Annotated in this window: 13 protein-coding genes; 5 read left to right on the forward strand and 8 right to left on the reverse strand. The window is 63.7% G+C overall.

Annotation, left to right across the window (positions count from 1 at the left end):
• Positions 1-6 precede the first annotated feature (6 nt).
• The 5 genes from IFJ82_RS12015 to IFJ82_RS12035 all read right to left on the reverse strand — a co-directional run bounded on the left by IFJ82_RS12015 (position 7) and on the right by IFJ82_RS12035 (position 6,625).
• Positions 7-357 (reverse strand): hypothetical protein, encoded by a 351-nt coding sequence (locus tag IFJ82_RS12015; protein ID WP_192264743.1) that lies wholly within the window; start codon positions 355-357, stop codon positions 7-9.
• The gene (locus tag IFJ82_RS12020) at positions 281-1,636 is read right to left on the reverse strand and encodes an amidohydrolase family protein (protein WP_192264751.1); all 1,356 of its coding nucleotides are present in this window, start codon (positions 1,634-1,636) and stop codon (positions 281-283) included. Before IFJ82_RS12020 ends, IFJ82_RS12015 begins: the two co-directional genes overlap by 77 nt.
• A 245-nt stretch (positions 1,637-1,881) precedes the next feature.
• Entirely contained in the window at positions 1,882-3,369 is a 1,488-nt protein-coding gene (locus tag IFJ82_RS12025) for a Ppx/GppA family phosphatase (RefSeq protein ID WP_003618268.1), read from the reverse strand.
• A 74-nt stretch (positions 3,370-3,443) separates the two neighbouring features.
• Positions 3,444-5,759, reverse strand: a complete 2,316-nt coding sequence (locus IFJ82_RS12030) for an RNA degradosome polyphosphate kinase (protein ID WP_003618266.1) — start codon at positions 5,757-5,759, stop codon at positions 3,444-3,446.
• A gap of 107 nt (positions 5,760-5,866) precedes the next feature.
• A complete protein-coding gene (locus tag IFJ82_RS12035) occupies positions 5,867-6,625 on the reverse strand; it encodes a P-loop NTPase family protein (protein ID WP_192264753.1) in 759 nt (252 codons plus the stop codon).
• 173 nt (positions 6,626-6,798) lie between these two features.
• Here IFJ82_RS12035 and purM point away from each other — a divergent pair, with 173 nt between their 5' ends.
• On the forward strand, positions 6,799-7,926 hold the full coding sequence (purM, locus tag IFJ82_RS12040; protein ID WP_192264755.1) for a phosphoribosylformylglycinamidine cyclo-ligase: 1,128 nt from the start codon (positions 6,799-6,801) through the stop codon (positions 7,924-7,926).
• Between the two features lie 2 nt (positions 7,927-7,928).
• On the forward strand, positions 7,929-8,555 hold the full coding sequence (gene purN, locus IFJ82_RS12045; protein ID WP_062808707.1) for a phosphoribosylglycinamide formyltransferase: 627 nt from the start codon (positions 7,929-7,931) through the stop codon (positions 8,553-8,555).
• Positions 8,556-9,025: 470 nt separating this feature from the next.
• Here the strand turns inward: purN and ndk are convergent, their stop codons facing one another.
• Complete coding sequence (gene ndk / locus IFJ82_RS12050) at positions 9,026-9,448, reverse strand: nucleoside-diphosphate kinase (RefSeq protein ID WP_003618259.1); 423 nt, start codon at positions 9,446-9,448, stop codon at positions 9,026-9,028.
• A gap of 166 nt (positions 9,449-9,614) precedes the next feature.
• On the opposite strand from ndk, the gene IFJ82_RS12055 reads away from it, so the two are divergent.
• From IFJ82_RS12055 to IFJ82_RS12060, 3 genes are all read left to right on the forward strand, one after another.
• Positions 9,615-11,507: an ABC-F family ATP-binding cassette domain-containing protein gene (locus IFJ82_RS12055; RefSeq protein ID WP_075594982.1), complete on the forward strand. Its 1,893-nt coding sequence runs from the start codon at positions 9,615-9,617 to the stop codon at positions 11,505-11,507.
• A 23-nt stretch (positions 11,508-11,530) separates the two neighbouring features.
• Complete coding sequence (locus IFJ82_RS15910; RefSeq protein WP_275403442.1) at positions 11,531-11,653, forward strand: hypothetical protein; 123 nt, start codon at positions 11,531-11,533, stop codon at positions 11,651-11,653.
• Positions 11,654-11,969: 316 nt separating this feature from the next.
• Positions 11,970-13,133, forward strand: a complete 1,164-nt coding sequence (locus IFJ82_RS12060) for an AI-2E family transporter (protein WP_192264757.1) — start codon at positions 11,970-11,972, stop codon at positions 13,131-13,133.
• 123 nt (positions 13,134-13,256) lie between these two features.
• On the opposite strand, the gene IFJ82_RS12065 is transcribed toward IFJ82_RS12060, so the two are convergent.
• The gene (locus IFJ82_RS12065) at positions 13,257-13,838 is read right to left on the reverse strand and encodes an HAD family hydrolase (RefSeq protein WP_192264759.1); all 582 of its coding nucleotides are present in this window, start codon (positions 13,836-13,838) and stop codon (positions 13,257-13,259) included.
• The gene (locus IFJ82_RS12070; protein ID WP_003618250.1) at positions 13,835-14,326 is read right to left on the reverse strand and encodes a hypothetical protein; all 492 of its coding nucleotides are present in this window, start codon (positions 14,324-14,326) and stop codon (positions 13,835-13,837) included. Before IFJ82_RS12070 ends, IFJ82_RS12065 begins: the two co-directional genes overlap by 4 nt.
• Positions 14,327-14,460 lie beyond the last annotated feature (134 nt).

Below are 14,460 nucleotides of genomic sequence, written 5' to 3' on the forward strand. Positions count from 1 at the left end.
TTTCCTTCACCCGACCACGACAGACGGTACGACCATATCCGAAACCACCCATGACGCATGACGACATGGCCTTATCGTTCCACCATCACGCATCACACGCCATCCCACCATCCCGAAGGCCGCACCACCATCACGCGCATCCCCCCATCGGACAGCGCCGCATGTGGCGCGCCCCCGGCCCCACGACATGACACGGACCCTGCGAATGATGACCGCATTCCCCACCACGACCAAAGGGACCGCGAGCGGAAGTATGATACGCGAAAGATGAGGCGCACCATCATCCCTGCGCCGCCAGATGCGCCCTGCGCCGGACGCGCGGCGCAAGGTCACGCCCGAAACAGGGGCGATCGACATGCCGTCCCCCACCCGCAACGCACGCCTGCGTTGCCGAGTACGCCACAACGCCACCGCGCACCACATGCACGACCGCGCCAGAGACAACCGGCGCGCCGTAACATGACGACAGCACATGCGCAGCACCGTGCGCATCCCACAGCAGCAGGTCAGCATCCGCCCCCACCATGATCGCCCCCTTGCGGGGATAGATGTTAAATGCACGCGCCGCATTGGCGGAGGTCATGGCGACAAAATCCTCCGCTGACAGGCGACCGGCACGAACACCATGATGCCACAGCAGCCCCATGCGTCCCACAAGGTCGGGCATGCATGCCTCCCCCGCCAGGCCCCCGTCAGCCCCGGCGCCACTCGCACTCATGCCCAGCATACCCGACGCCAGCCCACCCCATAATGCGGCATGCTGCGCGCCGTCACGCAGGGGTGGCAGTGCGTCACAGCCGGGGAAGACCTCATCCCCCTCCCCATCCAGCACAAGATGCCGGGGCAGCACCTCCGCACTGACACGCTGCCCGCGCAGGCGGGCAGCCGTAATGGCGTCAACCGCGTCGCGCGTGGAAACCGGCCCGACATGGACCGGCGCGCCCAGCATGCCTGCCATCATGATGGCACGGGCGATACCGCTGCCCTCGACCGGTGCGGCGCAGGACAGGGCCTGTGCCTCCGCACTGTCGATTCCGGCCCGGTCCAGACCCGCGCGCAGGTAGGCCGCAACCAGCCCCCCATGCGCGTCGAGCGCACATAACGCGCCAAGTTCCATGGCATGGTCGATCACGCCCATGACCTGCGTGTCATCCATTTCCCCGCCACAGGACAGGCGAAAGGAGTTCACGCCACATGCCTGCGTCACCTCCGCCATGCCGCGTGCGACATCACCGTCATACTGTCCGATCACCATATGCGCCGAAAAATCGACGCCACCACCGCGCACCGCATGCCGCCAGCCACGCCGCCAGTCCTGCCATGCCGCACGCATGCCACGTCCACGCGGCCCGCCGACACATTCGATCACCGTGGTCGTCCCCGCCGCCAGCAGGACAGGCGCCAATGCCGCGATACGTTGCTCATCCGGCCCGATGCGGGTGTGCGGATCCACGCCGCCGGGCATCACCAGCAGACCACCCGCATCCAGCACATCGCATCCGGTGGGGATGTCAAGCGCGGGACCAATCGCGGCGATCTCCCCATCATCGCCACACAGGATGTCGATCCTGAATGACGCCTCGGCCGTGACCACCGTTCCACCGCGCACCAGCAGCATCATCCCTCCGCCATGCATGACTGATTGATCGCAATGGCACAGGTTTCAGCAGGAGTCCCACGAACCTTTGCCATTTACTTAGAGACTTCTTGAAAAGTAAGTCTCGATAACATACTGAAATTATAAAGTTTTTTGGAGAATCTGTTTCCAAAAAGCTTCAGAAGACGCCGCATTTCTGAAAAAAGGCGGCCCCCAGAAACTTTGCTTGTTTTTATCAATGATCTGTTTTCAAACAATCCCTTACGCCTGCAAGGCCGCCGTAATCAGGCGCTTTCCTCGATCCGTGTGGCAATGGACAGGCTGGCGCCCAGCCGTTCAAGGCGGCGCCGCACGCTTTCCCCCTGCACCACGGCCCGCCCCGATGCAAAGCGCAGGACAAGGCCACCATCATCCAGCACAAGTTCCGTCCCGCGCAGCAACGCATCCGTCCCGCCACTGACGCTGTAGGCCAGACGCAGCGCCTGACCCAGCACCTGCGCCCGCGCGAACTGCGTTTCATCAAGCAAAAGGCGCGACGGTTCGAGGCAGGGGGTCGTCATGTCAACACCGTACCGGATCGCCAGCGTCAGGGCGAGGAAGGCGCGGGCCTCATGCGTGAAGCCCACCCCCTGCATGCGCAGTATCCGCAGATATGTCTGCTCCGCCCGGTATTCGGGATGGTCATACGAACCGACATCCGACATCCAGCACGCGGCATGGCGCAGGCGGCGCGCCACATCCCCCTCCCCTGGGAAAAGTGGGGCCGTCCATGTCGCAAGACGCATCGGCAGCGTCATGCTGCGGCCCAACCTTGCGCACATTTCACGCGCGACGGCTTCCTGCGGGTCCATATCCGCCACGGCGGCTGCGACCTTGCGCATGTACCACCCCTCTCGCAGGCCATCGACGCAAAAGACGAGGCGCGTGGGCTGTAACCGGCGGATCAGCCGACGCAGCACCGTCGCCGCGAACGGTGCATCCTCCAGCCGTTTGCGCGGGACACCGGGCAGGCGTTCCAGCGTCCGGCGCGATGACCCGATGATCCAGTCCGCCATCTCCCGCGCTGGATCCGAACCCAGTTCATACAGATGCACGATATTAAGCGGATAGGACGTACGCGCGATCTGCAACCGCGCAAGCGCACGGAACCCGCCCCCCACAAGATACAGCGAACGCCCGCGCACATCATCAAGCCAGCCGATCTGTGACAGGTCGGTGTCCACAACCTGCCGTGCCTGTGCAAGGTCGCCCTGCGCCCGGTCATTAAGCCGGATAACCCCAAGCGGCAGCGTGCAGGCATTCAGCTTCTGCCCCGCCACCAGGCGGATCAGCTCAAGCGACCCCCCACCAATATCAGCCACCAGTCCGTCAGCATCAGGAATCCCGCACAAAACACCTGTCGCGGAATAATCGGCCTCTTCCTCCCCCGACAGGATATGGATGGGCACACCCGGCAGGCGCGACCGCAGGCCCGCGACGAATTCCGGCCCGTTGGTGGCGTCACGCACCGCCGCGGTGGCCAGCACCTCAAACGGGCTGGCATCCATGCCGCGCGCAATGGCGTTGAAACGGGCCATAACCTCCATCGCCATGGGCACCGCCTCCTCATTCAGCAGGCCCGTCGCGTTCAGCCCACGGCCAAGGCGCAGGACCACCTTTTCATTGAAGATCGGGATGGGGTTACGCGAAATCCCGTCAAACACCACCAGGCGCACGGAATTCGAACCCAGGTCGATGACGGCGGAACGGTCCTGCCCCGATGCGCCGCTCACGCCGGGCCCCCGGCCATGGTGGCGGGGGTGGGAACGTCAGGGATGATGTTCATGCCGACCATGACGCTGTGTCCTCAATCCTCAATACTCTGCTCCGTATGCCACGGCTGGGATGCGCTGACGCGGATACCGCCATCACCGGGGGCACGTCCACCGCCAGAGGGATGTTCCATGAAATATTCGTGCGCCGAAAACGGCGTGCGTCCCGGCTCCAGCCGTCTCCATACCCCATTGCGCTGCAATATCCATGACTGCAGGTTGTCCTTCAGGTCCGCCATCATGATCTGGTTCAGCACGCGCGCATGCACCGCCGGGTCGCGCATGGGCACCATGCTTTCGACACGCCAGTCCATGTTGCGCACCATCCAGTCCGCCGATGAGATGTAAAGTTTCGCATTGCGCGACGGCAGGCGATGCCCGTTGCCAAAGGCATAGATGCGCGCATGTTCAAGAAAACGCCCCACGATCGACTTCACCCGGATATTTTCCGAAAGCCCCGGCACCCCGGGACGCAGGCAGCAGATGCCGCGCACCACCGCCATGACATGCACCCCCGCGCATGACGCCGCATACAGCCTGTCGATCAGTCCCGGATCGACAAGGGAGTTCATCTTGAGCCAGATGCGCCCCGGCCGCCCGGCCTTCACATGCGCGATTTCCGCCTCGATCAGGTCATTGAGGGTGGAGCGGATGGTGACAGGCGAAAACGCGATCGCCTCCATCCGCGCGGGCATGGCATAGCCGGTCATGTAATTGAACAGCCGCGCCGAATCGCGCACCAGTTCGGGATCACAGGTAAAGAACGACAGGTCGGTATAGATACGCGCGGTAATCGGATGGTAATTGCCGGTGCCGAAATGCGCATAAGACCGCAACGTGCCGCCCTCGCGCCGGACGACGAGGCTGAGCTTGGCGTGGGTCTTGAGGTCGGAGAAGCCAAAGACCACCTGCACGCCCGCCGCCTCCAGCGCGCGGGCAAGGCGGATGTTCGCCTCCTCGTCAAAACGCGCGCGCAGTTCGACCATTGCCGTAACGGACTTGCCTGCCTCCGCCGCCTCGATCAGGGCCTTGACGATCGGGCTGTCGCGCGACGTGCGGTACAGCGTCTGCTTGATCGCCACCACCGCCGGGTCCAGCGCCGCCTGGCGCAGGAACTGCACCACCACATCGAAACTTTCGAACGGGTGATGCACGATCATGTCGCGCGCACGGATGGCGGCAAAGCAGTCGCCCCCGCAATCAATGATCCGTTCAGGGAAACGCGGCGTATAGGGCGGGAACAGAAGGTCGGGCCGGTCATCGACGATCATCTGCTTCAGATCGACCACCCCGATCAGCCCGGATTGCACCAGCACCTCATCAGGGGGGGCGTCGAGTGATGCCGCCATCGAACGGGCAAGATCCTCGGGCATGCGCGCCTCGATATCAAGGTGGATGACCACCCCGCGACGACGGCGCTTGAGCGCGCTTTCATACGAACGGACCAGATCCTCCGCCTCGTCCTCGAACTCCACGTCCGTGTCACGCACGACACGCATCACGCCCCATTCCCCGGCGATAAGACCGGGGAACAGGCGGCCGATGCACATCACGATCAGACGTTCAAGCAGGATGAAGCGCGTCTGTCCCGGTGGCGACAGGGAATCGGGCATGCGGATGAAACGTTCGATACGCGCGGGCAGGAGGATCAATGCCTCCATCACGAACTGCCCGGTGCGGGCATTCATCAGGCGCAGGGCCTGCGCGATCCCCATGTTGGGAATGAACGGCAGCGGATGGGCCGGGTCGATCGCAAGCGGCGTCAGCACCGGGAACACACGTTCCATGAAACATGTGTCCAGCCACTCACGCTCCGCCGTATCAAGCTGGTCCTCGTCACACAAGACGATGCCCGCGCCAGAGAGTTCATGCAGCAGGTCGCGCCAGATCCGCTGCTGTTCATGCAGCAGGCGGGCGGTACGGTCACGCACCGCCAGCAATTGCTGCGCGGGGGTCATCCCGTCGGGCGAAGGCGTAATCAGCCCCTCGCGCACCTGCCCCACGAGGCCCGCGACGCGCACGGAATAGAATTCGTCAAGGTTGCTGGCGCTGATGGACAGGAATCGCACCCGCTCCAGCAGGGGATTGCGCGGGTTATCCGCCTCGTCCACCACGCGCTGGTTGAAGTCGAGCCATGACAGTTCACGATTGATGAAACGTTCGGGGGAGTTCAGGTCCGGGCATGGCGGTTCCGGCACGGCGTCATGCACCACAAGCGCCTGTGCGGCCGGGGGCTCCTTGCGCGTCGTCCGGGCGCGCGGCGTGCGGCGCGTGGCGGGACGACGCGGCGCGGCCTTGGCGTCCTTTGCCGCCGGGGTGGTGGTGGCTGACTTACGCGGAGGTCTGGACAAGGAACTCGATCTCCCGATTGGGGGCCACCGCAGGGGGACAGGCATGGCCGGAAAACAGGTCCGCCCACACTAGGACAGCACTTCGAACCTTGACCAGAGGGGACGGGCTATTCCACGCCGCCCGTTACAGCCGGGTCCGTAATGACCGGATCGTGCGCCAGTGGATCGTGCGTCAGCAGGTCATGCAGTTCCCCGACCGCCATCGCACGTGTCACCGCCCGTCCCGTGGCAAGGGTGGCATGGTCAAGCCGCCGCGCAACCTCCAGCATGGTCGCGGCGGTGCGTGGCAGGCGGGGCAGCAGCCAGTCCACGATGGCGGGGGCGACGACGATCTGGCGTTCCGCCAGAAGGCGCAGCAACACGACACGCAGCAACATATCCTCTGGCTGGCGCACCTCCACCGCCATGGTCGCACGCAACCTGCTGGCAAGGTCAGGCAACGTCACGGGCCAGCGCGCGGGCGGGCGGCGGCCACTCAGGGCAAGGGCCATGCCATGTTCGCGCGCACCGTTAAGCAGATGCAGAACGGCACGTTCATCCGCGCAGCATTCGGCATCATCCACCGCAATCGCCACCACCCCGGACCCGCGCCCCGCACCGAACAGGCGCGCGACATCCCCGCACGTCAGATCCGCCCCCGACAGCAGCACGGCATCATGTTCCGCCGCCCAGATTTCAAGCAGGTGTGTCTTGCCACATCCCCGTGCGCCCCACAGCGCCAGCCGCCGGTCCGGCCATGCCGTGCGGCCAAGCAGCCATGCGCGCGCAACCGCATTGGACGGCGCGGCCACGAAATCCGCGCGCGTGAAGTGCTGCATGTGCGCAAAGGGCAACACAAGCTGCCCGATCGTGTCGCGGATCGGCATTTTCTCCGTTTTCAGGCCCGTGCGCCCAACCACCGCTTGGAGCCCGGCCCCGGCTTGACGTAAAGAAGCGCAAAGACCGTATTGACCCCAATGCTGTCGCATCCATTGCGTCCTCCATAGCCTGCGTGCGGGAGTCCGGGGAAGCGATAGTTTGACGATGAAGGCCCTTGCGCATGACCTCCGCTGCTTCTTCCTCCCCCACCCCTCCGTCCACCGGCACCGCGGATGCAGCCGCGGGCGCGACCTATCGCGATGCGGGCGTGGACATCGCCGCAGGCGACGCACTGGTGGAGGTGATCAAGCCCGCGGCCCGCGCGACCGACCGCCCCGGCACGATGGGCGGGTTGGGTGGATTCGGCGCCCTGTTCGATCTGAAGGCGGCGGGCTTTACCGACCCGGTGCTGGTGTCATGCACCGATGGCGTCGGCACGAAGCTGATGATCGCGATTGAAAGCGGACTGCATGAAACCGTGGGCATCGACCTGGTGGCGATGTGCGTGAACGACCTGGTGGTACAGGGGGCGACACCACTTTTCTTCCTCGACTACTTCGCAACGGGGCACCTGTCGGTGGAGGATGCGGCCAAGGTGGTGCGCGGGATCGCCGCTGGCTGCTCCGGCTCCGGCTGTGCCCTCGTGGGGGGGGAGACGGCGGAAATGCCGGGCATGTACGCCGCCGGGCATTATGACCTTGCCGGGTTCTCGGTCGGGGCGGCCGAGCGCGACGCCCTGCTGCCGCGCGATATCCGCGCGGGGGATACATTGATCGGCCTGCCATCGGCGGGGGTGCATTCCAATGGGTTTTCGCTGGTGCGCGCCATCGTGAAACGTTCTGGCCTGGCCTGGGACGCGCCATGTCCCTTCGCGGACGGGCAGACGCTGGCGCAGGCACTGATGACGCCGACGAAGCTGTATGTCCATCAGGTCCTGAACCTGCACCGTGCGGGCCTGTTGCAGGCGGCGGCGCACATTACCGGCGGCGGCCTGCCCGGCAACCTGCCGCGCGTCCTGCCCCATGGCCTGCGCGCCGTGATCGACGCCACATGGCCTGTGCCGCCCGTGTTCGACTGGCTGGCGCAGGTGGGACAGGTCTCAACGCAAGAGATGCTGCGTGTCTTCAACTGTGGCCTTGGCATGATACTGGTGACACGCGAGCCCAAAGCGGTGATGAAGCATCTGCTTGATGCCGGGGAGAGCGCCCATATCATCGGCCGGATCGATGCCGCCGAGGACGCGGAAGCCGCGGCATCGCTGGAAATGAAGGTAGACCCTGCTTTCGGCACGGCAGGCGCGGGCGCCTGAGGATGACGGCCATGACGAAACGCCCGATCGGTATCCTGATCAGCGGGCGTGGCAGCAACATGGGTGCATTGATCGCGGCGTGTGCGGCACCGGATTATCCCGCACGCATCGCCATCGTCATCAGCAACAACCCCGATGCGCCAGGGCTGGAGACCGCGCGGGCCGCAGGGCTTGCGACCAAGGCGATCGACCACCGCACCTTTGGCCGTGAACGCGCGGCGCACGAACGTGTAATCGACGCCGCCCTGCGCGATGCGGGGGTGGAGGTCGTATGCCTTGCCGGATACATGCGCCTGCTGACGCCGTTCCTGACACAGGCATGGGCGGGGCGGATGCTCAACATCCATCCCAGCCTGCTGCCATCGTTCCCGGGGCTGCACACGCATGAACGCGCCCTGCAGGCGGGGGTGCGGCTGCATGGCTGCACCGTGCATCTGGTTACGGAAGTGATGGATGAAGGCCCGATCATAGGCCAGGCGGCGGTACCGGTCCTGTCCGGCGATACGCCAGACAGCCTGGCCGCACGCATCCTGACACAGGAACACCTGCTGTATCCGGCGGCACTGCGTCGTGTGCTGAGGCCTGACACCCACCCCGAAGCGACGGCCGATGCGCTGCTGTGCGTGTGAAAAACCACCTCCAGGAGGCCATGGAAAATATGGCCCAAGAGACGGTTTGAAGCGTAAGGGCCTGCAACCTGCTGGAATGGGTATAAAGTTTTCAGAAGATGTTTGAAACGTCAGGCTTAATAACATCCTGAAATTACAAATGTTTTTTGGTGAGGCTGTTTCCAAAAAGCTTCAGAAGACGCCGCCTTTTTCGATCAAAAGGCGGCACCCAAAAACTTTTCTTTTTTATCAATGACTTGTTTTCAAACACGCTCTTGGTGAAGCTTTTTTCAAAGAGCTTTGAGAGATATCACCTTTCCGGCAGGGCAAGGGCAAGGGCAAGGGCAAGGGCAAGGGCAAGGGCAAGGGCACGCCTGAATTTATCCCGTTCCTTATCAATGGGTTGCTTTCAAAATGGTGTCCCGATCCCCGCAGGCATAAAAAAAGCCGGCATTCCTGCCGGCTTTTCCCACTGATGTCCGAATGGACAATCAGGCCAGGATTTCGGTGCCTGCAAAGAAGAACGAGATTTCGTTCTTCGCGTTTTCCAGGCTGTCGGAACCATGGACGGAGTTTGCTTCGATGCTTTCGGCGAACTGCGCGCGGATGGTGTGGGCTTCGGCCTTCTTCGGGTCAGTGGCACCCATCACTTCGCGGTTCTTGGCCACCGCATTTTCGCCCTGCAGCACCTGCACGACAACCGGGCCGGAGACCATGAAGGACACCAGATCGTTATAGAACGGGCGTTCCTTGTGGACTTCGTAAAACGCGCCAGCGGTGGCGGGCGTCAACTGGATGCGCTTCTGCGCCACGATGCGCAGGCCCGCGTCCTCGAACACGGCGTTGATCTTGCCGGTCAGGTTGCGGCGGGTCGCGTCGGGCTTGATGATCGAAAGGGTACGTTCGACGGCCATGGAACTGGCTCCTTAACTCAAATACGTTGGTTCGACAGGACAGGATGCCCGTCGAAGGGCAAGTGTCCCTGCCTCACGCCATCTAGAGCATATCGGTCAGGACTGGTAGGTACTACCGTGACGAATCCTGCCATCCGCGCCACATATTCCCGGAGTACCGCGTTTCGTGAGCCTGCTTGTCATAACCGACCTGACCCTGCGTATTGCTGGACGCACCCTTCTGAACGGGGCCAGCCTGACCATTGATCCTGGCCGCAAGGTGGGGCTGGTCGGGCATAACGGGGCGGGAAAATCGACGCTGCTGGCGGCGATTGCGGGGGATATCGCACCCGATGGCGGGGACATACGCCTGTCCTCGCGCGCGCGCATGGCGCGCATCCGGCAGGAAGCGCCCACCGGGCATGGATCACTGCTCGACACGGTGCTGGCGGGGGATACAGAACGCACATCCCTGCTGGCAGAGGCCGACAGCGCGACCGACCCGATGCGCATTGCCGACATCCATGAACGCCTGCGCGCCATTGACGCCCACAGCGCACCTGCACGCGCGGCGGGTATCCTGTCCGGGCTGGGATTCGACATGGCGGCACAGGCACGGCCGGTGTCTGACTTTTCGGGCGGGTGGCGCATGCGCGTGGCGCTGGCGACGGCGCTGTTCCTCAACCCCGACCTGCTCCTGCTGGATGAACCGACCAACCATCTCGACCTCGAAGCGACATTGTGGCTGGAGGGGTGGCTGGCGCGGTTCGGCGGTGCGGCCCTGATCGTCAGCCATGATCGCGGGTTGCTGGACCGGGCGGTGGACGCCATCGCCCACCTTGACCGCGGCAAGCTGACGCTGACCCCCGGGGGGTATGAGGAGTTTGTGCGCATCCGCACCGAACAGGCCCTGCAACAGGCCCGCATGGCCGAACGCATCAATGCGCGCCGTGCGCACATGCAATCCTTTGTGGACCGGTTCCGCGCCAAGGCGACCAAGGCAAAACAGGCGCAGGCACGGCTGAAGGCGCTGGAAAAGCTGCCGGTTATCGAGTCGGTGGTGGAGGATGCGCCCAGTCAGTTCTCCTTTCCCGAACCCTCCCCCCTGCCGCCGCCGATGCTGACGATGGACCGGGTATCGGTGGGGTATGGCGACACCACCATCCTGTCGCACCTGACATTGCGCATCGACATGGAAGACCGCATCGCGCTGCTTGGCGCGAACGGCAATGGCAAATCCACCTTTGCCAAGCTGGTGGCCGGGCGGCTGGCGCCACAATCGGGCACGATGTCACACAGCCCGCGCCTGCGCGTTGGCTATTTCGCGCAGCACCAGGCAGAAGAGCTGCGCCCCGACGAAACCCCGGTCGATCACATGGCCCGCGCCCTGCCCGATGCGACCCCGGTGGCGGTGCGGTCGCAACTGGCACGTTTCGGGCTGGATGCCGCGCGCGCCGAAACGGTGACGCGCGACCTGTCGGGGGGGGAGAAGGCGCGCCTTCTGCTGGCGCTGGCCACGCGCGATGCGCCGCATCTGCTGATCCTTGACGAACCGACAAACCATCTCGACCTTGATGCACGCGATGCGCTGATCCGCGCGCTTGCGGAATTCGAGGGCGCGGTGCTGCTGATCAGCCATGATCCCCATCTTGTCGAACTGGTGGCCGACCGGCTGTGGCTAGTGGGCGATGGCGCGGTGCGCACGTTCGAGGGCGATATGACGGAATATCGCACATGGCTGATCGAACGCGCCCGCGCCGTGACCTCTGGTGGGGAAAGTGCGCGTCCCGCCGCGGCCCCCCGGCGCGAGGACCGACGCGAACGTGCCGAGGCACGCAAGGCGCTGGCCCCGCTGCGCCGCCGCATCCGCGATGCGGAAGCCCGCATGACGAAACTAGCGGCCGAGCAGGCAAAGGTCGAGGCGCGCCTTGCCGATCCCACCCTGTACGAAGCCGCGAACAGCGCGGATGAGGTGACAAAGCTCAATACCCGCCTTGCCGCCCTGCGCCGTGACCATGAAGCGGCGGAGGAAGACTGGCTGGCGGCGGAAACGGAACTGGAGGAAGCCGGGACGGAATAACCGCACCGCAACATGCAGGGACCATGCGACACCGAAACACCATGGCCCCGGCACTGGCCCCGGCACTGGCCCCGGCACTGGCACTGGCACTGGCACTGGCACTGGCACTGGCACTGGACCATGCCCCAAACCACACAACTGTCTGATGGCGCTTTTTTTTAACGCGCCGGGGCAGATTGCCGCCGCACACAAGACGAAAGCGGAAAACCTTTTCATGATTTTTCCCATGTGCGGGCTTTTCCGGCGGTTTCCTATACGCTTCCTTCATTCCAGGGCTGCATGTGTGTCCCGACGACATATGCACGCCATGCTCTTTTTGTGATCTTCAACACCATGCAAAAAAAATCATGGCCCCTTACGGCATCCGGCAGGCTTGTGCGTTTGACCTGAAGCCCCTTGCGCATCACGGGGCAATCAGGTTCCGATCCCCCATCCTTTCATTCACCAACCCATGGATATCTTATGGTCCCTTCCACGACAGAGCACGCCGCCTGCCCTGATACCGATCAGGACGCCGATCATGATACCGGGTCGGAGCAGCAGGCCCCCGCTGACGTGACGGACAATGCCCCCCCTGCCGACCCGCAGGCGGAACAGCTTGCCCGCATACACCACCTCCTGCGCCTTGCACTGACGGTCACGGTGCTGGTGGTGTCGATCTGGCTGGTGGGCGATGTGTTGATGGTACTGTTCGCCGCGACGCTGGTGGCTGTCATCCTGCACAACCTTGCCGGGCATCTGGAACGACGCACGCGCCTGCCTTACTGGGTCGCACTGAGTATCGTCGTGCTGATCATCATATCCGCCCTGACGGCCCTGATCTGGAGCAGTGGACCGGAAATTTCGGAACAGGCGCTGCGCCTGCGCGCCGCATTGAGCGAACAGGCCCGTACATTGCGCGATCGCATGGACGACAGCACACCCGGACGCATGATCCTCGACAACCTGCCCTCTTCATTTGGCGGTAACGAACATTCCTCCGGCGGCAGCGGGTTCGGGTCCATCGCAGGGTCCATGACGGGGTTCGTAACCTCCGCCTTTGGCGCGGCCGGCACTCTGGCGGTCATCCTGATTGCCGGACTTTATTTCGCGATCTCGCCCGAAATCTATGTCAATGGCATGCTGCGTCTGGTGCCACGTGAATACCGCATGCGCACGCGCGACCTGCTGCTGACGGCCGGACAGACATTGTGGGCATGGACGGCGGGACAGGCGCTGGACATGACGGTCGTGGGGCTGCTGTCATTCATCGGGCTGTGGATCATTGGCGTCCCGCTTGCTCTGGCGCTGGGCGTCGTGGCGGGACTGGCGAACTTCATCCCCTATATCGGGGCCTTTGTCGGGGCGGTGCCCGCCGTGCTGATCGGACTATCACAGGGCACGCGCGAAGGGCTGACCGTGCTGGGCCTGTATGCGGCCATCCAGTTTTTCGAAGGAAATGTCATGGCCCCCCTGATCCAGCGTCACGCGGTAAAGATGCCGCCGGGCCTGACCATCCTGTCCCAGACGATCTTCGGCACGATCCTTGGCATTCCGGGGCTTATCCTTGCCTCCCCGCTGACGGCGGCGCTGTTGGCGATGATGGACCGGGCCACGCCGCAACTGTCGGATGATGAACGGGTCTGAGGATACAGGGATACACGAAGACAGGGGCGTCGCCTTCACGGACAAGGAGGCGACGCCCAATAAGGTCCGTTTTTATCGGGTCAGCTTATCAGGTAGCTTCATAAAGCTAATTTTATCAGCACCTTAGGCCAGTGTCGCAACATCGACGAAGGCCATGCCCGCATTGCGTGCGGCGGTCATGCCTTCACGGCTGTCCTCGAATACGAAACAATGCGCTGGCGCGACACCAAGTCTGCTCGCCGCGGCCAGAAACAGGTCGGGCGCGGGCTTGCCCTTATCCACGTCATCAATGGTCAGCATGGCATCAAACAGGTGATCCAGCCCCACCCGCACCAAAGACGCCTGCACGATCTGGCGTGACCCGTTGGAAGCCACAGCCATCGGCAGGCGGCGATGATATTCCCGCGCAATGGCCGCCACGGCGGAGATTTCCTCAAGGTCCACCAGCATCTCATGCAGGCTGCGCCGGGCGGTCGCGATAATAAGCTCCCGGTCCACCGCACCGCCAAGCCTGTCTTCGACGATATCAAGCACCATGTGTTCGGACATGCCGCCCTGCCCACGGAACCATTCACGCGAAATGGGCCGCCGCGTCACCTGCTCCAGCGTTGTCATCCATGCCCGCAGGTAAAGCGGCAGCGTATCAACCAGCGTGCCGTCACAATCGAAGATCAGTGCCCGGGTTCCCGGCGGCACGACACTCATGGAAATGCGGACCGGGGATAGTCGAACTGGTTCGCCAGTTCACGCAGCGGGCCAAAATCCTTGTCATTGAAATGATGGATACGGATGACCGCGCCGGGCTTTTCCTCGATGAAGACGGTGTTGTTCCAGTCCGCCGCGCTGATCCCTGTCCACAGGGTGATGCGGAACGGCCCGGAATCCGCAGGTGCGCCCGACGCATTGTCAACATGCGCCACCTGCATTTCCATGACGGCATCCCCACTCGACGGCGGGGTCTGACCCAGCGGACCCCAGCCGGCCCTGTGTCCCGCCAGCCAGTCATTGAGCATCTTGACCTGCGCCGTGGTCAGCACACGGTCCTTGCGCATCGGGCCGACCGACATGGTCCCTGACTGTAACTGCGGGAATGTCAGCGGATGGAAATTGGGCATGGCCAACGACCACAGCCCCGCGGCCGTACCAATCGTGATGACCAGGAACCCGATCAGCAGGGCTGTCTCGCGTCTCATATGTGTCTGTTCTCCCTGGCGCGTGGGTATGCGCCGTGTGCCACGGGACGCGCGGACGCACGCCCCATCATCACTGCCGGATCACGCGGTATTCCGCGATACCGTGATCCAATACCGCAAATGCCCCGCCCGCG

This window comes from Novacetimonas hansenii, from assembly GCF_014843995.1.
Classification (GTDB): domain Bacteria; phylum Pseudomonadota; class Alphaproteobacteria; order Acetobacterales; family Acetobacteraceae; genus Novacetimonas; species Novacetimonas hansenii.